General features: G+C 70.6%; 19 protein-coding genes. 2 read left to right on the top strand and 17 right to left on the bottom strand.

Translation table 11 applies throughout. The features are described from left to right. Positions 1–20: 20 nt before the first annotated feature. The 16 genes from ispG to ACZ60T_RS11860 form a co-directional block, all read right to left on the bottom strand. Positions 21–1,178, bottom strand: coding sequence for a flavodoxin-dependent (E)-4-hydroxy-3-methylbut-2-enyl-diphosphate synthase (gene ispG / locus ACZ60T_RS11935; RefSeq protein ID WP_469665761.1), 1,158 nt, complete (start codon positions 1,176–1,178; stop codon positions 21–23). 4 nt (positions 1,179–1,182) lie between these two features. Next, positions 1,183–2,208, bottom strand: a complete 1,026-nt coding sequence (gene hpnH / locus ACZ60T_RS11930) for an adenosyl-hopene transferase HpnH (RefSeq protein ID WP_365628233.1) — start codon at positions 2,206–2,208, stop codon at positions 1,183–1,185. 5 nt (positions 2,209–2,213) lie between these two features. Next, on the bottom strand, positions 2,214–2,855 hold the full coding sequence (locus tag ACZ60T_RS11925) for a phosphorylase family protein (RefSeq protein ID WP_469665760.1): 642 nt from the start codon (positions 2,853–2,855) through the stop codon (positions 2,214–2,216). Beyond that, positions 2,855–4,855: a squalene--hopene cyclase gene (gene shc / locus ACZ60T_RS11920; protein ID WP_469665759.1), complete on the bottom strand. Its 2,001-nt coding sequence runs from the start codon at positions 4,853–4,855 to the stop codon at positions 2,855–2,857. The genes ACZ60T_RS11925 and shc overlap by 1 nt, the downstream gene beginning before the upstream one ends. A 152-nt stretch (positions 4,856–5,007) precedes the next feature. Then, positions 5,008–6,138 (bottom strand): polyprenyl synthetase family protein, encoded by a 1,131-nt coding sequence (locus ACZ60T_RS11915; protein WP_365628224.1) that lies wholly within the window; start codon positions 6,136–6,138, stop codon positions 5,008–5,010. Continuing rightward, on the bottom strand, positions 6,135–7,574 hold the full coding sequence (gene hpnE, locus ACZ60T_RS11910; protein WP_469665758.1) for a hydroxysqualene dehydroxylase HpnE: 1,440 nt from the start codon (positions 7,572–7,574) through the stop codon (positions 6,135–6,137). The genes ACZ60T_RS11915 and hpnE overlap by 4 nt, the downstream gene beginning before the upstream one ends. Further along, positions 7,571–7,711 (bottom strand): DUF6380 family protein, encoded by a 141-nt coding sequence (locus tag ACZ60T_RS11905; protein WP_365628218.1) that lies wholly within the window; start codon positions 7,709–7,711, stop codon positions 7,571–7,573. The genes hpnE and ACZ60T_RS11905 overlap by 4 nt, the downstream gene beginning before the upstream one ends. After that, positions 7,711–8,661: a presqualene diphosphate synthase HpnD gene (gene hpnD / locus ACZ60T_RS11900; protein ID WP_365628215.1), complete on the bottom strand. Its 951-nt coding sequence runs from the start codon at positions 8,659–8,661 to the stop codon at positions 7,711–7,713. The genes ACZ60T_RS11905 and hpnD overlap by 1 nt, the downstream gene beginning before the upstream one ends. Next, positions 8,658–9,560: a squalene synthase HpnC gene (hpnC, locus tag ACZ60T_RS11895; protein ID WP_469665757.1), complete on the bottom strand. Its 903-nt coding sequence runs from the start codon at positions 9,558–9,560 to the stop codon at positions 8,658–8,660. The genes hpnD and hpnC overlap by 4 nt, the downstream gene beginning before the upstream one ends. Before the next feature lie 358 nt (positions 9,561–9,918). Then, positions 9,919–10,707: an ABC transporter ATP-binding protein gene (locus ACZ60T_RS11890; protein WP_365628209.1), complete on the bottom strand. Its 789-nt coding sequence runs from the start codon at positions 10,705–10,707 to the stop codon at positions 9,919–9,921. Beyond that, complete coding sequence (locus ACZ60T_RS11885) at positions 10,700–11,629, bottom strand: ABC transporter permease (protein WP_469665756.1); 930 nt, start codon at positions 11,627–11,629, stop codon at positions 10,700–10,702. Before ACZ60T_RS11885 ends, ACZ60T_RS11890 begins: the two co-directional genes overlap by 8 nt. 98 nt (positions 11,630–11,727) lie before the next feature. Next, positions 11,728–12,573, bottom strand: a complete 846-nt coding sequence (locus ACZ60T_RS11880; RefSeq protein ID WP_469666072.1) for a glycosyltransferase family 2 protein — start codon at positions 12,571–12,573, stop codon at positions 11,728–11,730. Positions 12,574–12,620: 47 nt separating this feature from the next. Next, complete coding sequence (locus ACZ60T_RS11875; protein ID WP_365628200.1) at positions 12,621–13,400, bottom strand: CDP-alcohol phosphatidyltransferase family protein; 780 nt, start codon at positions 13,398–13,400, stop codon at positions 12,621–12,623. After that, entirely contained in the window at positions 13,378–14,442 is a 1,065-nt protein-coding gene (locus ACZ60T_RS11870) for an iron-containing alcohol dehydrogenase family protein (RefSeq protein WP_365628197.1), read from the bottom strand. The genes ACZ60T_RS11875 and ACZ60T_RS11870 overlap by 23 nt, the downstream gene beginning before the upstream one ends. Continuing rightward, on the bottom strand, positions 14,430–15,182 hold the full coding sequence (locus ACZ60T_RS11865; RefSeq protein ID WP_469665755.1) for a phosphocholine cytidylyltransferase family protein: 753 nt from the start codon (positions 15,180–15,182) through the stop codon (positions 14,430–14,432). Before ACZ60T_RS11865 ends, ACZ60T_RS11870 begins: the two co-directional genes overlap by 13 nt. Continuing rightward, complete coding sequence (locus tag ACZ60T_RS11860; protein ID WP_469666071.1) at positions 15,179–17,011, bottom strand: DUF5941 domain-containing protein; 1,833 nt, start codon at positions 17,009–17,011, stop codon at positions 15,179–15,181. Before ACZ60T_RS11860 ends, ACZ60T_RS11865 begins: the two co-directional genes overlap by 4 nt. 342 nt (positions 17,012–17,353) lie before the next feature. Here ACZ60T_RS11860 and galE point away from each other — a divergent pair, with 342 nt between their 5' ends. Then, entirely contained in the window at positions 17,354–18,334 is a 981-nt protein-coding gene (gene galE / locus ACZ60T_RS11855; protein ID WP_469665754.1) for a UDP-glucose 4-epimerase GalE, read from the top strand. Between the two features lie 141 nt (positions 18,335–18,475). Continuing rightward, a complete protein-coding gene (idi, locus tag ACZ60T_RS11850) occupies positions 18,476–19,069 on the top strand; it encodes an isopentenyl-diphosphate Delta-isomerase (RefSeq protein WP_469665753.1) in 594 nt (197 codons plus the stop codon). 86 nt (positions 19,070–19,155) lie between these two features. Here idi and ACZ60T_RS11845 read toward each other — a convergent pair whose 3' ends face one another. After that, on the bottom strand, positions 19,156–19,665 hold the full coding sequence (locus ACZ60T_RS11845; RefSeq protein ID WP_365628361.1) for an ATP-binding protein: 510 nt from the start codon (positions 19,663–19,665) through the stop codon (positions 19,156–19,158). Positions 19,666–19,871 lie beyond the last annotated feature (206 nt).

Below are 19,871 nucleotides of genomic sequence, written 5' to 3'. Positions count from 1 at the left end.
CCCCTCTCGATCCGTGCCGTTCAGCTCACGGTGACAGCCGGTTCTCCGGACCCGGCTCCGTCCTTCTCCATCTGCTCCGCGATCTTCATCGCCTCCTCGATGAGCGTCTCCACGATCTTGGACTCGGGCACGGTCTTGATGACCTCGCCCTTGACGAAGATCTGGCCCTTGCCGTTGCCGGAGGCCACGCCCAGGTCGGCCTCCCGCGCCTCGCCGGGCCCGTTGACGACACACCCCATGACGGCGACCCGCAGCGGCACTTCCATGCCCTCCAGGCCCGCGGTGACCTCCTCGGCCAGCTTGTACACATCGACCTGGGCGCGCCCGCACGACGGGCACGAGACGATCTCCAGACGCCGCTGCCGCAGCCCGAGCGACTCCAGGATCTGGATGCCGACCTTGACCTCCTCGGCGGGCGGCGCGGAGAGCGAGACCCGGATGGTGTCGCCGATGCCCTCGGACAGCAACGCGCCGAAGGCGACGGCCGACTTGATGGTGCCCTGGAAGGCGGGCCCCGCCTCGGTGACGCCCAGGTGGAGCGGGTAGTCGCAGCTCTCCGCGAGCCCGCGGTAGGCCTCGATCATCACGACCGGGTCGTTGTGCTTGACCGAGATCTTGATGTCCCGGAAGCCGTGCTCCTCGAAGAGGGACGCCTCCCACAGGGCCGACTCCACGAGCGCCTCGGGGGTCGCCCTGCCGTACTTGCGCAGCAGCCGCTTGTCCAGCGAGCCCGCGTTCACCCCGATCCGGATCGGGGTGCCGTGGTCCTTGGCGGCGCGCGCGATCTCCTTCACCTTGTCGTCGAACTGCTTGATGTTGCCGGGGTTGACGCGGACGGCGGCGCAGCCCGCCTCGATCGCCGCGAACACGTACTTCGGCTGGAAGTGGATGTCCGCGATCACCGGGATCTGCGACTTCCCGGCGATGGTGGCCAGCGCGTCCGCGTCGTCCTGCGTGGGGCAGGCGACGCGGACGATCTGGCAGCCGGACGCGGTGAGTTCGGCGATCTGCTGCAGCGTGGCGCCGATGTCGGAGGTACGGGTCGTCGTCATCGACTGCACCGACACCGGGGCCCCGCCCCCGACCGCCACCCGGCCGACCTGGATCTGCCGCGAGCCGCGGCGTGGCGCGAGTGGCCGGAGGGGAACCTCGGGAACCCCCAGGGGAACCGCGGTCATCGCCTCACCGCTGCTTTCCGCTCGTCATGGTCTCGCGGGCGGCCCGCAGCGACTCCGCCAGGGAGCCCATGGTGGCGAGGACGGCGGTCGGCTCGTATCCGCAGTGCGCCATGCAGTTGGCGCAGCGCGGGTCCTTGCCCCGGCCGTACTTGTCCCAGTCGGTCTCCTCCAGCAGTTGGCGGTAGGTGGGCACATACCCGTCGCTCATCAGATAGCAGGGCCGCTGCCAGCCGAAGAGCGAGTAGCTCGGGATCGCCCACGCGGTGCACGGGAAGTCGACCTTGCCCTCGAGGAAGTCCAGGAAGAGCGGGCTCTGGTTGAGCCGCCACTTCCTGCGATTGCCGCCCGAGAACGCCTTCTTGAACAGCTCGCGGGTCTGCTGCACACCGAGGAAGTGCTCCTGGTCGGGGGCCTTCTCGTAGGCGTAGGCGGGCGAGAGCATCATCTCGTCGACCTGGAGGTCGTCGTTGAGGAAGTTCAGCACCTCCACGATGGTCTGCGGGGTGTCGGTGTTGAAGAAGGTCGAGTTGGTGGTGACCCGGAAGCCGCGCCGCTTGGCCTCCTTGATGGCCGCCACCGCCTCGTCGAAGGTGCCTTCCTTCGCGACGGAGGCGTCGTGCCGCTCCCGCAGCCCGTCGATGTGCACGGCCCAGGCGAAGTAGGGCGACGGCTTGAACTTGTCCATCTTCTTGCGCATCAACAGCGCGTTGGTGCACAGGAAGACGAACTTCTTCTTCGCCACCAACTGCCGCACGATCTCGTCGATCTGAGGGTGCATCAGGGGCTCGCCACCGGCGATGGACACCATCGGCGCACCGGATTCGAGCACCGCCCCCACCGCCTGCGCGACGGGCATGCGCTGCTTGAGCACGCCTGCCGGATGCTGGATCTTGCCGCAGCCCTCGCACTTCAGGTTGCACGCGAAGAGCGGTTCCAACTCGACCAGCAACGCAAACTTGTCACGCTTCTTGAGTTTCTGTTCCAACAGGTACGTAGCAACCTTGATGGACTGACGCAGCGGCATGGCCATCTGGCTCACCTCCGAGGGAGCAGCAAAGAACGGTGCCATTCGAAGAAGGCGGGGAGGACGGCACGAAGGACGCGGAAGGCTGATATTCCACCGCGCAAGGTGCCGATCCGGACGAGTTCATGTTCTGGAGCGTCCACGACCACTCGGACGGCCGCAACCGGGCGCGCGCCGGTGTGCGCGACGCTGTAGAGCGTGGCCGCGGACTCCATGTCGACCGCGATCGCGCCCGTCGCGAGCAGTTCCGGGCGTTCCTGGCCGCGGACGACATGGTCCGAGCCGGTGAGCGGCCCGGTGTGGACGGTGCGCCCCGGGAGGGTGCGCACCAGCTCCTTGACCAGCAGGTCCGTGCCCACGCACGGGATGGTGCCGCGCGGGTCCCGGGTCTCCTCGGCGACGACCAGGTCACCGGGGTGCATACCGGGAGCGAGCCCCGCGCAGAAGCCCGTGGCGAGGACGGCGGCCCGGGACCAGGCCGGGTCGGCGAGCGCCCGGGTGACCGAGCGCTCGGCCGACCGGGGGCCCATCCCCGTACGGAGTACGGTGACGGGCCCGCCCGCACCCGACCGGTCGCCGCTGCGCAGGGCGAGTCGCTCGATGCCGAGCGCGCAGGCGATCAGCAGCGGCGCCGGACCGGGCTTCTGGCTCATCAGCCCCCCTTGGCCTCGGCGAACGGCTCGCCGTGGACATAGCGGCCGAGCGCGGTGAGCGGGAAGACCTGCCGGTAGAGGTGGTAGTTGATGGAGAAGTCCCAGGGGAACCCGGTGCCCGTGAAGTGCGGCTCGTCCCAGGAGCCGTCCTCGTTCTGGGACCGGGCGAGGAACTCGACGCCGCGTTCCACGGCCTTGGACTCGCTCTCCCCCGCCGACAGCAGTGCGAGCAGCGCCCACGCCGTCTGCGAGGCGGTGGAGCGGCCACGGCCGCTCCACTCGCCCGCGTTGTGGTACGAGCGCAGGTCCTCGCCCCAGCCGCCGTTGTCGTTCTGGATGCTCTCCAGCCAGGCGACGGCACGGCGGATCGCCGGGTGCGTGCCGGGGATGCCCGCGGCGATCAGGGCGGGCACCACCGACCCGGTGCCGTAGACGTAGTTGACGCCCCAGCGCCCGAACCACGAGCCGTCGGGCTCCTGTTCGGCCAGCAGCCAGGCGATGCCGCGGCGGGTGCGGGGGTCATGGGCCAGGCCCTCGACCGCGAGCATCTCCACGACGTGGCCGGTGACGTCGGCGGACGGCGGGTCGATGACCTCGCCGAAGTCGCAGAACGGCAGCCGGTTGGGGAACCCGCTGGTGTTGTCGACGTCGAAGGCGCCCCATGCGCCGTTCTTCGACTGCATGCCGAGGTTCCAGCGCACCCCGCGCCCGATCGCCCGCTCCATGCGCGCGGCGTCGGGATGCCGGACGCGGCGCAGCGCGAGGACGACCTCGGCGGTGTCGTCGATATCGGGGTAGTTGTCGTTGTGGAACTCGAACGCCCAGCCTCCGGGCGGGAGTTGGGGACGGCGTACGGACCAGTCACCGGGCCGGACGATCTGCTCGCCGAGCATCCAGTCGGCGGCCTTGACCAGTTGGGGATGGTCGGCCGGTACGCCCGCGTCGGCAAGGGCGATGGTCGCGAGGCAGGTGTCCCAGACCGGGGACTGGCAGGCCTCGATCATGCGGGCGCCGTCCTCGCGCCACACAGCGAACCGGTCGAGCGAGGCGAGCCCTTCGCGCATCACGGGGTGCTGGAGGTCGTAGCCGAGCAGATGCAGGGCGATGATCGAGTACACCGCGGGCGGCTGGATCCCGCCCCAACAGCCGTCGTTCTCCTGGCGTTCGATGATCCAGCGGGCGGCGGAGTTGATGGCGGCCCTGCGCAGCCGGCGCGGGGCGACCTTGCGGAACTGGTGCAACGCCTTGTCGAGCCGCTGGAAGACGCCGTCCCAACTGGCCACGCGCGCCAGGGGTTTGGCGGGTACGGGGTGGTCCGGGTCGGTGTGCAGCTCGTCGAGCGGGAAGGGCGCGGGACGTACCGGACGCTCGGCGCAGACGATGGTGAGCGGCACGATGGTCTGCCGTGCCCAGCACCCGAAGTCGTAGATGTTCAGCGGCATCCACCGGGGGAAGTAGATGAGCTCCGGCGGCATTTCGGGCAGATCTTCCCACCGCCACCAGCCGAACAGGGCGAGCCAGACCCGGGTGAAGACCCGGGAGGCGGCGATGCCGCCCTGCTCGCGGATCCACGCGGACGCCTTCGCCATATGGGGCGCGTCCGGGGCGTCACCGGCCAGGCGCAGCGCCACGTACGCCTCGATGGTGGTGGACAGTTCACCGGGTCCGCCGAAGAAGGTGGCCCAGGTGCCGTCGTCGCGCTGCTCGCCGCGGATGAAGAGGGCGGCGGCCTGTGTGGTCTTCTCGTCCCGGATGCCGAGGAACTGACGGAGCAACAGGTCCTCGGCGTCCATCGTGACATTCGTCTCGAGGGTGCCCTTCCACCAGCCCTGGGCGTCCTGCCGCGCGAGCAGGAAGTCCGTCGCGCGCCGTAGCGCGTGCTCGGCGGCGTCTCGAGTGCCGACCGTCCCGGCCGCCTGCGGGAGCGGTTCGTCGGTGTCGCTGGCCGAGGCAGCGCGGGGAGGCAAGGCCCCGGTGCTTCCGTCGGTCGTCGCTGTCATGGCTTCCCCTTCGTGCAGTCCTGCGAGTCGCGTGCGAGTCGTGCTGCTGTGGGTCCGCCGTCGACCGGTGCGCGTCAACGAGAGTGAGAGTGAAGTCGATCCTGGCTGCGCACCGGTCGGCGACTACGCGCGGTGTATTCGACCGATAGTGATCATCTCTTTCGTACGACGACGAAGTCGGCGAGCGCCGTGAACTGCGCGCGCACCTGCGGGGACATGTCGACCGAGTGCAGGGCTTCGATGGCGATGGTGTGCTGGCGGCGTGCTTCCTGGGCGGTCCACTCCCGGCCGCCCGCCTCCTCGATGAGCGCGGCGCGCGCGGCGAACTCCTCCTCGGAGAAGTTCTCGAAGTCGCTGCTCTTGGCGTCCTCGGCGAGGATCTCACCGAGCCGCTCGGAGGCCGGACCACCCGCCGCGAGCGCGGCCACGACCGGCAGGGACTTCTTGCGCTGCCGCAGATCGCTCCAGGTCTGCTTCCCGGTGGCGTCCGGGTCGCCCCAGATGCCCAGGAGGTCGTCGACGGCCTGGAAGGCGAGGCCGAGGTGGTGGCCGTACCGCTCCAGGGTGTCGGCGGTGCGGTCGTCGGCGCCGCCGAGGACGGCGCCGATGGAGGAGGCGCAGGCGAGCAGGGCGCCCGTCTTGTTGCCCTCCATCTCCAGGCACTCCGCGACGGTGACGCGGTCGCGGTGCTCGTAGGAGATGTCCTGTGCCTGACCGTCGATCAGGGCGCGGGTGGCGGTGGTCAGTCGGCGGGTGGCGCGCCCGGCCTCGACCGTGCCGAGTTCCAGCAGGATCTCGTTGGCGAGGGCGAACAGGCCGTCACCGACCAGGATGGCCTGGGCGGGGCCGTGGACCTTCCACACGGTGTCGCGGTGGCGGCGCTGTTCGTCGCCGTCCATCAGGTCGTCGTGCAGCAGGGAGAAGTTGTGCACCAACTCGACCGCGACGGCGCCGGGTACGCCCACCTCGGGGGCCGCGCCCGCGGCCTCGGCGGACAGCAGCGCCAGCGCGGGGCGCACGGCCTTGCCGCCATGGCCTTCCGCGGGGTGGCCCTCGGCGTCGATCCAGCCGAAGTGGTAGGCGGCGACGGTGTCCATGGGCGGTGCCAGGCGCTCGACGGCCGCCCGCAGCACGGGGGCGGCCAGGGTCCGGCCGCGCTCCAGGAGCGCGGACACGTCCACCGCGTCGGCAGCCTTCTCGGCCGGGGGCACAGTGGGCACAGTCTCTCCTCTTGTTGCGTTACCGGGGGTGCGGGGGCCTCTCTCGTGCGGATCGGCGCTCATGCCGCCTCCTCGAAAGGGAGGCGGGCGCCGGAGTGGCCCAGGGCCTTCAGTGCGGCACCCGCCGCACTGACGCCGCTGCGGACCGCACTCTCCAAGGTCGCGGGCCACCCGGTGGCGGTCCACGCTCCGGCCAGATACAGGCCGGGTGCCTTGGTACGGGCGCCGGGCCGCAGCCGCCCGACGCCGGGGGCGGGAGCGAACGTCGCCGTACGCTCCCGGGTCACGAAGAAGTCCTTCACCTCGGCGCGGCGGGTCGCGGGCAACAGCCGCCGGAGCTCCGGCAGATAGCGCTCGCGCAGTGCCGCGACGGGCTGGTCGATGTCGTCCTGCGCGGCCGACTGCGACAGCGCGAGGTACTGGCCCTCGCGCAGTCCGGAGGCCGCGGTGCGGTCGAAGACCCACTGCACCGGGGAGCCGAGGGCGGCGAAGAACGGCCGCTCCAGGACCTTGCGGTCGTAGACGACATGGACGTTGAGGATCGGCGCGGTGCCGATGTCGAGGAGCCGCTCGGGGGCGTCGAGGGCGCCGGCGGGCAGCAGGTCATGGGCCTCGCGCTGCGGCACGGCGAGGACGACCGCGTCGGCCTCGATGCGCTCCCCGGGAACCTGGACGCTCCAACGCCCGTTCCCGTGAGGGGAGAGGGAGGTGACCCGTGTACGGACCTCGGTACGCACGCCCGCGGAGTCGAGCGCCTTGCGCGTCAGCCGGTCGTGCAGTTCACCCAGCGGGACACGGGCCCAGCCGATGTCCGCGGCGCCGGGATCGGACAGCAGACCCGTCTTGAACACCATCGCGGCGAGCCCGAGCGAGGCATCGGCGGCCACCGCGTTGAGGGTGGCGACCCCGACCAGGTCCCACAGTGCCTCGACAGCCCGCGCCGACTGACCGTGCGCGGCGAGCCAACTGCCGAAGTCCTGCGCGTCGAGCGCGGGGTCCGCGGGGTCGAGCGAGCGCAGCGCCAGTGCGGCACGCCCCACCTTGGCGCGCTCGGCGAGCGAGAGATGGGGGTAGGTGGCCAGGCTGCGTCCGAGATGCAGGGGTACGGGCAGGGCGTCGCGCCGGAGTCTGCCGAGCCGTCGGCCGGGAGCGGCGTCCGCGTCGAGAACGGGCACGTCGAGACGATCCTGCACGGGCGCGAGCGCGGTCGCGTCGATCCGGTCGAGGAGCCAGCGGTAGGCGGTGCAGCAGCGCAGGTAGACGTGCTGTCCGTTGTCGACGGTCAGGTCTCCGCGCTGGAAGGAGAAGGCGAGACCGCCAAGGCGCGGGCGCCCTTCCAGCAGGGTGACGCGCACCCCGGCGTCGGCGAGGGCGAGCGCGGCGGTGGTCCCGGCGAGTCCCGCGCCGACGACCACGGCGGACGTCCCGCGGGTGGACGGCGTCTCGGGGCGGTCGGCGCTGTCCGCCGCCGTGCCCTCGATCCGTGTGCCGTCGCTCATCGTGCTGCCTCCCCTGCCGGTCCGCCATGGTGCTTGAACGATGCACGGCGGGCCGTCTCCGTCAGGGACGCCGCGCCGCACCGGAGGGTTGCCTGCCGCTTTTCGCCGATCCGACCCCCTGGATCCGGACGGTCCATCAGGCACGCCTCCTGACGGTCCGCCGGGACACATGGCGGGTGTCGAGCCCGGAGAGCCCGCGCACGGCGACGTACGCCTTCTCCCGGCCGGGCAGCGAGACACGGCCGCGCAGCACCGCCTCGGGCTCGCGCTCGATGCGGTCGAGGAGCCGCCGGTAGATGCCGGCCATGGCGGCCACGCAGGCGCCGCTGCGCCGGTCGAGCAGGGGCAGCAGCCGATAGCCCTCGGCGAACAGGGCGCGGGCTCGGCGTACTTCGAAGTGCACCAGGCCCGCGAAGTCGGAGCCCTCCGGCGGCGTCGGTCCCTGGAACCCGGCCGAGCAGCCGAACTTGGCGAGGTCGTCGGCGGGCAGATAGACACGGCCGCCCTCGGCGTCCTCGCGGACGTCGCGCAGGATGTTGGTGAGTTGCAGCGCGAGGCCGAGCGTGTCCGCGTACTCGGGACCGCGGTCGGCGCCGCGCGCGCCCGGTTCCGTGCCGAACACACCGAGGGAGAGCCGTCCGATGGCCCCGGCCACACAGCGGCAGTAGGCCTTCAGGTCGTCCCAGGTCTCGTAGGTCGCGCCGCGTACGTCCATGAGGACGCCGTCGATCAGCTCGTCGAGACCGCCGAGCGGGATCGGGAAGTGCCCGGCGGCATGGGCGAGGGCGACCGCCACCGGGTCGGTGTCGTCCTCGGCCACCTCGCCGTCGCGGATCCGCGCCAGCAGAGCCCGGGTCTCCGCCAGCCGCGTCGCCTTGACGTCGGCCGCCAGGACACCGTCGCCGATGTCGTCGACCCGTCGGGAGAACGCGTACAGCGCCGACATCGCGCGACGCTTGGGCGTCGGCAGAAGTCTGATGCCATAGGCGAAGTTACGGGCCTGCTGCCCGGTCACGGTCTCGCAGTAGCTGTACGCGGCGAGTACTGGCGGGGACGCGTGCTGTTCCGACTCCACGGTCCGGATCACCCCTCTCCTCGCAGAGTCACGCCCACCTCGCGCAGCAACTGGAGCCTGCTGGGCTTGGGGGGGCCGGGAAGTACGTCGTGTTCGGCGGCGACGATCGCCTCGATCGCCGCCCTTCCTCCCGCCACGAAGCCCGCAAGCAGCAGCCTCAGCCTGCCGTGGACGCTACCCACAAGGGGGGCGCCTTCATTCAGGAGATCGCGGGCGCGTTCTGCTTCGTACGCGACCAGGGCGCGCACCGACGCGCCTGCTGTGTGCGTGGCGAGGTCCGCCTCCTGGACATGAAACCGCTTCATGTCCTCGAGGGGCAGATAGATACGGTCACGGCCGAGGTCCTCCGCGACGTCCTGGAGGTGCTCCACGATCTGCAACGCCGTGCAGATCATGTCGGAGCGACGGACACGCTCGGGGGTGGAGGTGCCCGTGACCGCGAGGACGAGCCGTCCGACCGGGTTGGCGGACAGTTCGCAGTAGGCGAGCAGGTCGTCGTAGGTCTCGTACCGCCGGACGAGCTGGTCCTGACGGTTGGCGGCGATCAGGTCGAGGAACGGCTGCGGGGTGAGACCCACGCGCTGGACCGTCGCCTGAAGGCGCGTCAGCAGGGGATGCCGCGGCGTCGACTCGAAGACCCGGTGCAGATCCGCCTCGAAGGCGTCGAGAAGGACGAGGCGGTCCTCGGCCTCCTGCGGTGACACACCGAGCAGTCGGGCGTCGGCACCGCCGGGGGCGAGGTCGCCGTCACCGATGTCGTCGACGAGACGGGCGAAGCCGTAGACGGCCATCAGATCCGTACGCCAGACGCGGGGCAGGAAGAACGGCGCCACGGGGAAGTTCTCCTCCGCGGCCTTGTCGAGGGTGTCGCGCTCGGGATCGCCGGTGCGCGCCGTCCCAGCTTCGGTCACCGCTCGCCACCCGACGCAAAGACGGCACATGCCTCGCAGAGCCGGAGACTTTCCGTAGCCATTGCCGTCACATCTCCGTTTCTACACCGACGACCCAATACACCCTATTTCGGACACGCCGCCCGGCTGTCCGCGCACTACGGCAGGGGAGGGTGCAGGGCATTATCGCCCCACTTTGCCGCGAATCAGGACCGGTACAGCTTACGTTGTACAACGCGGTCCGCTCAGGCGGGGGTGTTCTGCACATCACAACAACACACCGATCGGTGTCAAGCTTCCCTGGTTGCAAAGAAGTTGGCACTCTATGTGCAAACGCGGGGCCCCGCCGGAACGTTCCGGCGGGGCCCCGGCCCCGGGCTTACTTGCCCGTGAACTTCTCGTACTCCTTCAGGACCTCTTCGGTCGGGCCGTCCATGCGCAGTTCACCGCGTTCCAGCCACAGGACGCGGTTGCAGGTGTCACGGATCGACTTGTTGTTGTGGCTGACCAGAAACACCGTTCCGGCCTCCTTGCGCAACTCCTTGATGCGGTTCTCGGAGCGCTTTTGGAACTTGCGGTCACCGGTGGCCAGGGCCTCGTCGATCATGAGGACGTCATGGTCCTTGGCCGCCGCGATGGAGAACCGCAGCCGCGCCGCCATACCGGAGGAATAGGTGCGCATGGGCAGGGTGATGAAGTCGCCCTTCTCGTTGATGCCGGAGAAGTCGACGATGTCCTGGTAACGCTCCCTTATCTGCTCCCGGGACATTCCCATGGCGAGACCGCCCAGGATGACGTTGCGTTCGCCCGTCAGATCGTTCATCAGGGCCGCGTTGACGCCGAGGAGCGAGGGCTGGCCGTCGGTGTAGACCCTGCCCCGCTCGGCGGGCAGCAGTCCCGCGATGGCGCGCAGCAGCGTCGACTTACCCGAACCGTTGGAGCCGATCAGGCCGATGGCCTCGCCGCGGTAGGCGACGAAGGAGACGCCCTTGACCGCGTGCACCTTGCGCACCCCGCGCGCCGAGTCGTCGGAGCCTCGCTTGAGGATGCGGCTCAGGGCGGCGGTGGCGCTGCCCTTGCCGGTCTTGGCGCCGTTGACGCGGTAGACGATGTGCAGCTCGTCCGCGATGACGGTGGGGACCCGTGCCCCGGTGTTCTGCTCAGCCACGGCCGTACCGCTCCTCAGCCTTCCAGAAGTACACGAACCCGCCGACGAAGACGACGACGGCCCAGAACAGCGCGATGGCCCAGACATGCGGCGGGAGGTTGGAGGCGCCGTAGTTCTTGATGAGGGCGAAGCGCATCAGGTCCATGTAGACGGCCGCCGGGTTCACCTGGAGCGCGCGCATGACCCACTCGGGCTTGCCGGCCAGCATGGTGTTGATGGAGAACATGACGCCGGACGCGTACATCCAGGTCCGCAGCAGGAACGGCATCAACTGGGCCAGGTCCGGGGTCTTGGCGCCGAGCCGCGCCACGATCATCGCGAGACCGGTGTTGAAGAGGAACTGGAGCGCCAGGATCGGGACGATCAGCAGCCAGGACAGGCTCGGGTAGCTGCCGAACCCCACCGCCACCGCGAGCAGCACGATCATCGCGAAGAGCAGTTGCTGGAGCTGCTGGAGCGCGAACGAGATGGGCAGCGAGGCCCGCGGGAAGTGCAGCGCCCGCACCAGACCGAGGTTGCCGGAGATCGCGCGGACGCCGGCCATCACCGAGCTCTGCGTGAAGGTGAAGACGAAGACACCCGTCACCAGGAACGGGATGTACGTCTCGCGCGTCATGCCCCGCCCGGCCTTCATGATCACGCCGAAGATCAGGTAGTACACGAGCGTGTTCAGCAGCGGGGTGGCCACCTGCCAGAGCTGGCCGAGCTTGGCCTGGCTGTACTGGGCGGTGAGCTTCGCCTGTGAGAAGGCGAGGATGAAGTGACGTCGTCCCCACAGTTGGCGGACATAGTCGGCGAGGCCTGGCCGGGCGCCGCTGACCGCGAGCCCGTACTTGGTGGCCAGCTCGGTCGGTGTCAGTCCGTCATCGGGCGACGGGCGGGTGCTCACCGCGACTCCGCCGTCATGCGTTGTCTCACTCACAGGTTGGAGAACTTTCCGTCTTCGGGTTGCGCAGCCTGCCGGAACGGGCGGGGGCCAGGTTCCGGACCCCGCCCGCGTGCTGTCGAGTAAAGAGCTTGTCAGATGACGGGAGGACGGCCCAGTCGGGTCAGCCGCCATACCGTACGCCACTTCATGGGTCGCCGGGGCCCGCAGCGTGTCGTCCAGCCCTCCCGGAACCCGCCGAACCACGCCTTGAGGGCCGCCCGCGAGGGTCGGCGCAGCAGGGTCAGCAGCATCCAGACGCCCAGGTACACCGGGACGAGGAGGAGGGGGAGGTTGCGGCGGGCCAGCCAGACGCGGTTGCGGGCGACCATGCGGTGGTAGACCGCGTGCCGCGAGGGGGCGGTCGTGGGGTGGTACAGCACCATGTCCGACCGGTAGTCGATCAGCCAGCCGGCGTTCAGCGCCCGCCAGGCCAGGTCGGTCTCCTCATGGGCGTAGAAGAACTCGTCCGGCAACCCGCCGACCTCGGCGAAGACCTTCGTACGGACGGCGTTGGCGCCGCCGAGGAACGTCGTCACCCGGGAGGAGCGCATCGGGTCGGAGGCGCGCAGCCTGGGGACATGGCGCCGCTGGGTCTCGCCGGTGTCGGGGTCGGCGATGCGGAAGCTGATGATGCCCAGTTCCGGGTCGGCGGCGAAGGCCTCACGGCACAGCTCCGCGGTGTCGGGGCGGGCCAGGAGGCCGTCGTCGTCCAGGAACAGCAGGATGTCGACGTCGGTGCCGCCGGGGCCGAAGGCCTCGATGCCGACGTTGCGGCCGCCGGGGATGCCGAGGTTCTCGGGCAGTTCGACCGTGCGGACGCCCGCGGGGACGTCCGGGACGGGCGAGCCGTTGCCGACCACGACGACCTCGACAGGGGCGCCGTCCTGGGTGGCCACCGAGTCCAGCAGGGCGCGGAGTTCGGCCGGGCGGTTGCCCATCGTGATGACGACCGCCCCGACCTTGGCGGCGCCCCCGGCGTGGCCGCTCACTTCAGCCTGCTGGAGGCGAGGACGGACACGAGGTGGAGCAGGGTCTGGAGCATCGCGATACCGGCCATCACCGCGACACCGAGCCGGGTGAAGAACAGGTCGCCGCGGGCCTCGTCCACGATCGCGAGGACCAGGATCAGCAGGGAGGCCTCGATGCCGAGGATCAGCCGGTGGAACTTCAGGGCCGCCGCGGCCTTGCGGGCCAGCGCCATGCCGGAGGAACGCGGCTCGGACGCCGCCTCCTTGACCGGCGGCAGCCCGCCCTGGTGCCGGGCGACGCCCACGAGGTCGGTCTCGGCCTTGATGAGGATGGCGCCGAGGGCGGCGAGGGTGCCGAGGAAGGCCCACAGCCAGTCGATGCGGCCGGTGCCCCACAGGTCGGCGGCGCGCAGGCCGAAGCCGACCAGGACCGCCGCGTCGGTGAGGTAGGCACCCACCCGGTCGAGGTACACCCCGGCGAGCGAGTACTGCTTCTTCCAGCGGGCGAGTTCGCCGTCGACGCAGTCGAGGAGCAGATAGAGCTGGACCGCCACCACGCCGAGCACGGCGCCCGCCACCCCCGGCACCAGCAGGGCCGGGGCGGCGAGGACACCGCAGACGGTCATCAGGTAGGTCAACTGGTTGGGCGTGACCCTGGTGTTCACCAGATAGCGGTCCACCCGCAGGGAGATCTCCCGCATGTAGAGGCGTCCCGCCCAGTGCTCACCGCTGCGCCGGTCCTTCACCCCTTCCGGGTGAACGACGGGGCGGAGTTCAGCTACCGATGGCCTTGACATAGTCGGCGTATGCGTCCTTGATCTGGTTGGTCTTCAGGTCGAGGTGTTCGAGGATCGTGTAGCGGCCGGGCCTGGTCTGCGGAGCGAACTCCACGACCTTGACGAACTCGTCCACGGAGAACCCGATGTCGTCCGGAAGGACGGGCAGCCCGTGGCGGCGCAGTACGTCGGCCATCCGGCCTGCGGTCTCCCGGTCGCCCCTGAGGAACGTCGCGAACGCGCCACCGAGGCCGCACTGCTCGCCGTGGAGCGCCGCGCGCTTGGGGAAGGTCAGGTCGAAGGCGTGGCTGATCTCGTGGCAGGCGCCCGAGGCCGGACGGCTGTCACCGGCGACGGACATCGAGATGCCGCACAGCACCAGGGACTCGGCCAGTGTCGTCAGGAACCTGTCATCGCTGACGCCACCGGGGTGGCGCAGGACCGCCTCGGCGGCCTGCCGGGCCATCGCGGCGGCGAGACCGTCGATCTGCTCGCCGTTCTCCCGGTGCGACAGCTCCCAGTCGGCGACGGCGGAGATCTTGCAGATCACGTCGCCGATGCCCGCGCGGACGAACTTGGGCGGGGCCGCGCGGATCACATCGAGGTCGATGACGATGCCGATCGGGTTCGGCACACCGTAGGAGCCCCGGCCCGCGTCGTTGTCGAGCGTCGCGACGGGCGAGCACAGGCCGTCGTTGGCGAGGTTGGTGGCCACGGCGACGAGCGGCAGGCCCACGCGCGCGGCCGCGTACTTGGCGCAGTCGATGACCTTGCCGCCGCCGAGGCCGATGACCGCGTCGTAGCGGCCGGCTCTCTTGATGGAGTCGGCGAGCTTGACCGCGCCGTCGATGGTTCCGTCGGCGTCCTCGAACCAGTCGGCCCGCGGGAACGCCGGGGCGAACCGCTCGCGCAGCACCCGGCCGGACCCCCCACTGATCGCGAAGGCCAGCCGGCCGGAGGGCGCGATGCGCTGGTCGGACAGGATCGTCGCCAGATCATCGAGCGCCTTCGGCCGGATGTCGACCACGACCGGCGAGGGGATCAGCCTCGTCAGTACTGGCACGCGATCTCCCGGCCCTTGGCGAGGTCGTCGTGGTTGTCGATCTCGACCCACTTCACCTCGCCGATCGGCGCCACGTCGATGGTGAAGCCGCGGTTGACCAGCTCCTGGTAGCCGTCCTCGTAGTAGAGCTGGGGGTCGCGCTCGAAGGTGGCCTTCAGCGCGTCGGCCAGCTCCGCGGCGGCCTCGCCCTCGATGAGGGTGACGCCGATGTACTCGCCGGTGGCCTCGGAGGGCTCCATCAGCTTGGTGATCCTCTGGACGCCCTTGGCGGGGTCCACGACGACCTTCATCTCCTCGTCGGCGAGGTTCTTCACCGTGTCGAGGGCGAGGATGATCTTCTTGCCGTCGCCGCGGGCGGCGAGCAGCGTCTTCTCGACGGAGACCGGGTGGACGGTGTCGCCGTTGGCGAGGATCACGCCGTCCTTGAGGGCGTCACGACCGCACCACAGGGAGTAGGCGTTGTTCCACTCCTCGGCCTTGTCGTTGTCGATGAGCGTCAGCTTGAGGCCGTACTTCTGCTCCAGGGCCTCCCTGCGCTCGTAGACGGCCTCCTTGCGGTAGCCGACGATGATCCCGACCTCGGTCAGGCCCACCTCGGCGAAGTTACCGAGGGTCAGGTCGAGGACCGTGAGGCTCTCCTCGTCGCCCTCGGGCCCCACCGGCACCAGCGCCTTGGGCAGGGTGTCGGTGTAGGGGCGCAGGCGCCGTCCGGCGCCGGCCGCCAGCACGAGGCCGATCATGCGGGTTCTCCTTCATCGTGTACGGCGGGTGCGCCACCCTTGTGGGCGGCGACCCAGAAGCGGATGCTCTCACCGAGCACCAGCAGGGCCACGCAGACGGCGAGCGCCGTGAGCGCGATCTTGAACAGTGCCGCTGTGAGCAGCGTGGCCAGGACGGCGACAAGCAGCGTCCGGCCTTCGTGTCCCCCGATGCTGCGCACCAGCCAGGACGGCGGCGCGCCGGCGTCTCCGCGGATGCGGTACACCGTGTCGTAGTGATGGTAGGCGACGGCTGCGACCAGCCCGAATGCCGCCGGCAGTACGCCGTTCCCGCCCGCCTTGGCCGCGAGGATCAGGATCGTGCCGTACTCGGCGGCGCGGAAGAACGGCGGGACCAGCCAGTCGAGGGCACCCTTGAGGGGATGTTCGACCGCTTCGGCCGACAGCAGGACGTAGGCAGCCGCGCAGAGGACGACCTGCCAGCCCGCACCCCACAGCAGGGCGGAGAAGGTGACGAGGACAGCGCCGATGCCGGCGCTGAGAGGTGCCGTCACGCGGAGGTTGCCGAGCAGGACGCGGACGAGCAGTTCGGCGAGCGGGCCGCTGTCCGTCAGGTCCTTCAGGGCCCGCGCCGCGCGGTCCGTGCGTGTGGCGCGGCGGGTGAGGGAGCGCAGGACGCGTCCCGCCGTGGTGTAGGTGGCGGCGAAGGCGCAGCCGATGAGCAGCACGACGAACGTGATCCGGGGGGTGGTGAGCGCCGTCAGCACGGCGATCATGGCCCAGCGTTCACCGATCGGCAGGACGATCATGCGGCGCGCCCAGACCGTCCAGCCGACGCTGTCGAGGCGGCCCGACAGGGCGGCGGTGGGGCTGGTGTTGGCGGTCGCGTCGTGGTTCGCCTCGTTGAAGGCGAAGTCGACGACATGGCGGCAGGTCTGCAGGACCATCGCGCCGAGCGCGAGGGCCCATACGTCGTCGCCGCCGCGGGCCGCGCCGAGGGCGAGACCGGCGTAGTAGGCGTACTCCTTGGCGCGGTCGAAGGTGGCGTCGAGCCAGGCGCCGAGCGTGGAGTACTGGAGCGAGTAGCGGGCGAGCTGACCGTCGGTGCAGTCGAGGACGAAGGAGAGGATCAGCAGGATGCCCGCGGCCACGAAGCCGCCGCGGGTGCCGGTGGCCGCGCTGGCCGCCGCGATCAGGGCGGTGAGCAGCGAGGCGGTGGTGACCTGGTTGGGGGTCAGACCGCGGCGGGCGCACCAGCGGGCGATGTAGCGCGAGTACGGGCTGATGCAGTGCGTGGTGAAGAAGCCGTCGCGGGCCTTGACGGCGCTGCGCAGCCGGACGGCCTCGTCGTCGACGGCGGCGACCGCCTGCCGGGCCTCGTTGCGGGCCTGGGGGTCGGCGGGGACGGTGGCGACCAGGGTGCCGAGTTCGGGGCGGTGGACCGGGACGCCGTCGGAGTCGAGCGCTGCGCTGACGCGTCCGGCGAGGCTGTCGGTGCCGGTCTGTCCGACCACGGTGGTGGTCGTGGCGGACGCCTGGTCGGTCACCGCGGAGTGCTCTCGGGCGAGGGCGCGGGTGAGCGCCTCGCGGGCCGCGGGCTGGGCGGTGACGGCGCCGGGCAGGGCGGCGGCCGGGAAGCGGGGGTCGGTGAGGCCGAGGCGCAGCGCGTGAGGATGGCCCACGAACCGGGCGTCGACGAGCGCGACCCGCTGGTCCGCCGGTACGGCGGCGAGGAGTGCCTCGGTGTCACCGGCGTCGGTGGCGACCCGCACGTCGAAGCCGAGCGACCGCAGATCGCCCTCGAGCGACGATCCGGGGACCGGCTGTCCGGTGAGGATGGCGGTCGACAGACGAACTCACTCCCTTAAGGCCCGGCACGCACGAGGCGCCGGTCTTGTATGTGGTGCGGACACCCGGGGCACAGGCCAGGGGCGGCATGTCGGCAGAGGCTATCGGATGCCTGGAGGCCGGAATTCACCGACCGTTCACGGGCTGATGTCGACGTGGTCCGCGGGGCCGCCGCCGCGATCATCATCGGGGATCGAAGGGGCACGCTCCAAACTGCGCGCCCATATCCGGCTATTCATCGCATTACGCGCACACATCGCTCGCGTGTGGGAGGTGTCACAGCGAAGGACGGGGACGCAGGGACGACGACTGTTGTTCACCGGGCGGGCATAGGGTGGGGGGCCATGACATGGCTGATCACCGGCGGGGCCGGATACATCGGGTCACACGTGGCGCGGGCGATGGCCGCGGACGGTGAACGCGTCCTCGTCCTGGACGACCTCTCGGCCGGGGCGCGGACGCGGCTTCCGGCGGGCATACCGCTCGTCCACGGCTCCACGCTGGACGGTGAGCTGCTGAAGCGGGTCTTCGCGGAACACGCGGTGACCGGGGTGGTCCACCTCGCCGCGCGCAAGCAGGTCGGCGAGTCGGTGGCCCAGCCGACGCGCTACTACCAGGAGAACGTGGGCGGACTCGCGACGCTGCTGGACGCCGTGGCGGGGGCCGGTGTCGAGCGGTTCCTGTTCTCCTCGTCCGCGGCCGTCTACGGCAACCCCGACGTGGACACCATCACGGAGCAGACGCCCTGTGCCCCGGTGAACCCGTACGGCGAGACGAAGCTCGCGGGCGAGTGGCTGGTACGGGCGGCGGGCCGGGCGCACGGCATCGCGACCGTGTGCCTGCGCTACTTCAACGTCGCGGGAGCGGCCGAGCCGGAGCTGGCCGACACCGGTGTCTTCAACGTCGTACCGATGGTCTTCGACCGGCTGACCCGGGGCGAGGCCCCGCGGATCTTCGGCGCCGACTACCCGACGCCGGACGGCACCTGTGTCCGCGACTACATCCATGTCGCCGACCTCGCCGACGCGCACCTCGCGGCGGCCCGGCGGCTGGCCGGGGGCGCGAGCGGCGATCTGACCGTGAACATCGGCCGCGGCGAAGGCGTGTCGGTCCGTGAACTCGTCACGCTCATCGGCGAGGTGACCGGGGACGCCACGCCCGCGCTCGTCGAGCCGCGCAGGCCCGGTGACGCGCCGCGCGCGGTCGCGTCGTCCGCGCTGGCCGAGCGGGAGCTGGGCTGGCGCGCGCGGCGCGGGCTGCGCACGATGGTGGAGTCGGCCTGGCAGGGCTGGCTGCTGCACCATCCGGAGGCCCGTCGCGCCTGACCAGGGGCACCCCGGCCCGGCGGAAGGACCCGTGATCGGGACACGGCGGCGGGATTCCCCGCCCGAGGCGCAGGGCAAGATCGAATAGCCGACGATCCGTACGGCAGACTTGGGGCTGAACAACCGATGCGAAGGATGGGTATGCCGATCACACCTGCCACTGCGACGAACCGTGCGTCGAACGGCAACGCCGAAGCCATCATGCTGGAGCTGGTCGACGAGAACGGCACCACGATCGGCACCGCGGAGAAGCTCACCGCCCATCAGGCGCCGGGCCAACTGCACCGCGCGTTCTCGGTGTTCCTCTTCGACGAGCAGGGCCGTCTGCTGTTGCAGCAGCGGGCGCTGGGCAAGTACCACTCCCCCAGTGTCTGGTCGAACACCTGCTGCGGCCACCCCTACCCGGGCGAGGCCCCGTTCGCGGCGGCGGCCCGGCGGACGTACGAGGAGCTGGGGGTCTCCCCCTCGCTGCTCGCCGAGGCGGGCACGGTGCGCTACAACCACCCGGACCCGGACTCGGGCCTCGTGGAGCAGGAGTTCAACCACCTGTTCGTGGGACTGGTGCAGTCCACCGTGCACCCCGACCCGGAGGAGGTCGCCTCGACGGCCTTCGTGACGCCGGAGGAGCTGGCGGAGCGGCACGCGAAGGACACGTTCTCGGCGTGGTTCATGACCGTCCTGGACGCGGCGCGGCCCGCGGTCCGGGAGCTGACGGGTACGTCGGCGGGCTGGTGAACCAGGGGTCCGTCCAGCCCGCGCGGCCGGACGGACCCGCCGGTCCCTACGGGACGGACCCCTCGGTCGCTACGGGGTCGGCAAACTCAGCCCGCCCATACGGGTTTCAGCGGCAGGGCGGCCCAGATCACCTTGCCCCCGTTCGCCGTATGCTCCACATGGCACGCGCCTCCCGACTCCTTGGTGATCTCTCGCACCAGGAGCAGCCCCCGGCCGCCGGTCTGGCCGTGGTCGGCCTCCAGGGCGCTGGGGCGGTAGGGATGGCTGTCCTCCACCGCCACCCGCACCCACTCGGGCCCGACGGCGACCTCCACGGCGAGCATCGGCGACAGCAGCGCCGCGTGCCGGACGGCGTTGGTGACCAGCTCGGAGACGATCAGCAGCAGCGCCTGCACAGTGTCGTCCGAGGCGGGCACGCCCTGCCGGCCGAGCAGATCACGGACGGCGTGCCGCGCCTGCGGCACCGAGGCGTCCACGGCCGCGGCGGTGAACCGCCACACACCCTCGTACGGCAGCGGCCCCGCTGGTCTGCCGTCGCCCGGTACGTTCCCGCCGCTGTCAGGGCGTGGGCCGGACCCTCCCCCTTGGCTCTCCATCGTCCGGTCGCCACCCTTGCGCTCGATTGTCACCACGCATCGAGTGTTGGGAACGCACTGCTCCGCACCGTATGACTGAACACAAATCGGCAGGTATCGACGACATCTGACCGGGGACGCATGACATGGTCGCTCGTACGACCGTTCCTGTTCCCCTTGCTTCGCCTTCGGAACTCTTCGGGTTGTACGGCTTGGTGTCCCCCGGT

This window comes from Streptomyces sp. NPDC104371, assembly GCF_055583785.1.
The sequence above is the reverse complement of the archived record's forward strand: the minus strand, read 5'-3'. Positions and strand labels throughout refer to the sequence as shown.

What these genes read in the sequence shown, in the direction of transcription:
- ispG (WP_469665761.1), bottom strand. Translation starts at nt 1,178, where the DNA reads ATGACCGCGGTTCCCCTGGGGGTTCCCGAGGTTCCCCTCCGGCCACTC.
- hpnH (WP_365628233.1), bottom strand. Translation starts at nt 2,208, where the DNA reads ATGGCCATGCCGCTGCGTCAGTCCATCAAGGTTGCTACGTACCTGTTG.
- ACZ60T_RS11925 (WP_469665760.1), bottom strand. Translation starts at nt 2,855, where the DNA reads ATGAGCCAGAAGCCCGGTCCGGCGCCGCTGCTGATCGCCTGCGCGCTC.
- shc (WP_469665759.1), bottom strand. Translation starts at nt 4,855, where the DNA reads ATGACAGCGACGACCGACGGAAGCACCGGGGCCTTGCCTCCCCGCGCT.
- ACZ60T_RS11915 (WP_365628224.1), bottom strand. Translation starts at nt 6,138, where the DNA reads ATGAGCGCCGATCCGCACGAGAGAGGCCCCCGCACCCCCGGTAACGCA.
- hpnE (WP_469665758.1), bottom strand. Translation starts at nt 7,574, where the DNA reads ATGAGCGACGGCACACGGATCGAGGGCACGGCGGCGGACAGCGCCGAC.
- ACZ60T_RS11905 (WP_365628218.1), bottom strand. Translation starts at nt 7,711, where the DNA reads ATGGACCGTCCGGATCCAGGGGGTCGGATCGGCGAAAAGCGGCAGGCA.
- ACZ60T_RS11880 (WP_469666072.1), bottom strand. Translation starts at nt 12,573, where the DNA reads ATGGGCAACCGCCCGGCCGAACTCCGCGCCCTGCTGGACTCGGTGGCC.
- ACZ60T_RS11875 (WP_365628200.1), bottom strand. Translation starts at nt 13,400, where the DNA reads ATGTCAAGGCCATCGGTAGCTGAACTCCGCCCCGTCGTTCACCCGGAA.
- ACZ60T_RS11865 (WP_469665755.1), bottom strand. Translation starts at nt 15,182, where the DNA reads ATGATCGGCCTCGTGCTGGCGGCCGGCGCCGGACGGCGCCTGCGCCCC.
- galE (WP_469665754.1), top strand. Translation starts at nt 17,354, where the DNA reads ATGACATGGCTGATCACCGGCGGGGCCGGATACATCGGGTCACACGTG.
- idi (WP_469665753.1), top strand. Translation starts at nt 18,476, where the DNA reads ATGCCGATCACACCTGCCACTGCGACGAACCGTGCGTCGAACGGCAAC.
- ACZ60T_RS11845 (WP_365628361.1), bottom strand. Translation starts at nt 19,665, where the DNA reads ATGGAGAGCCAAGGGGGAGGGTCCGGCCCACGCCCTGACAGCGGCGGG.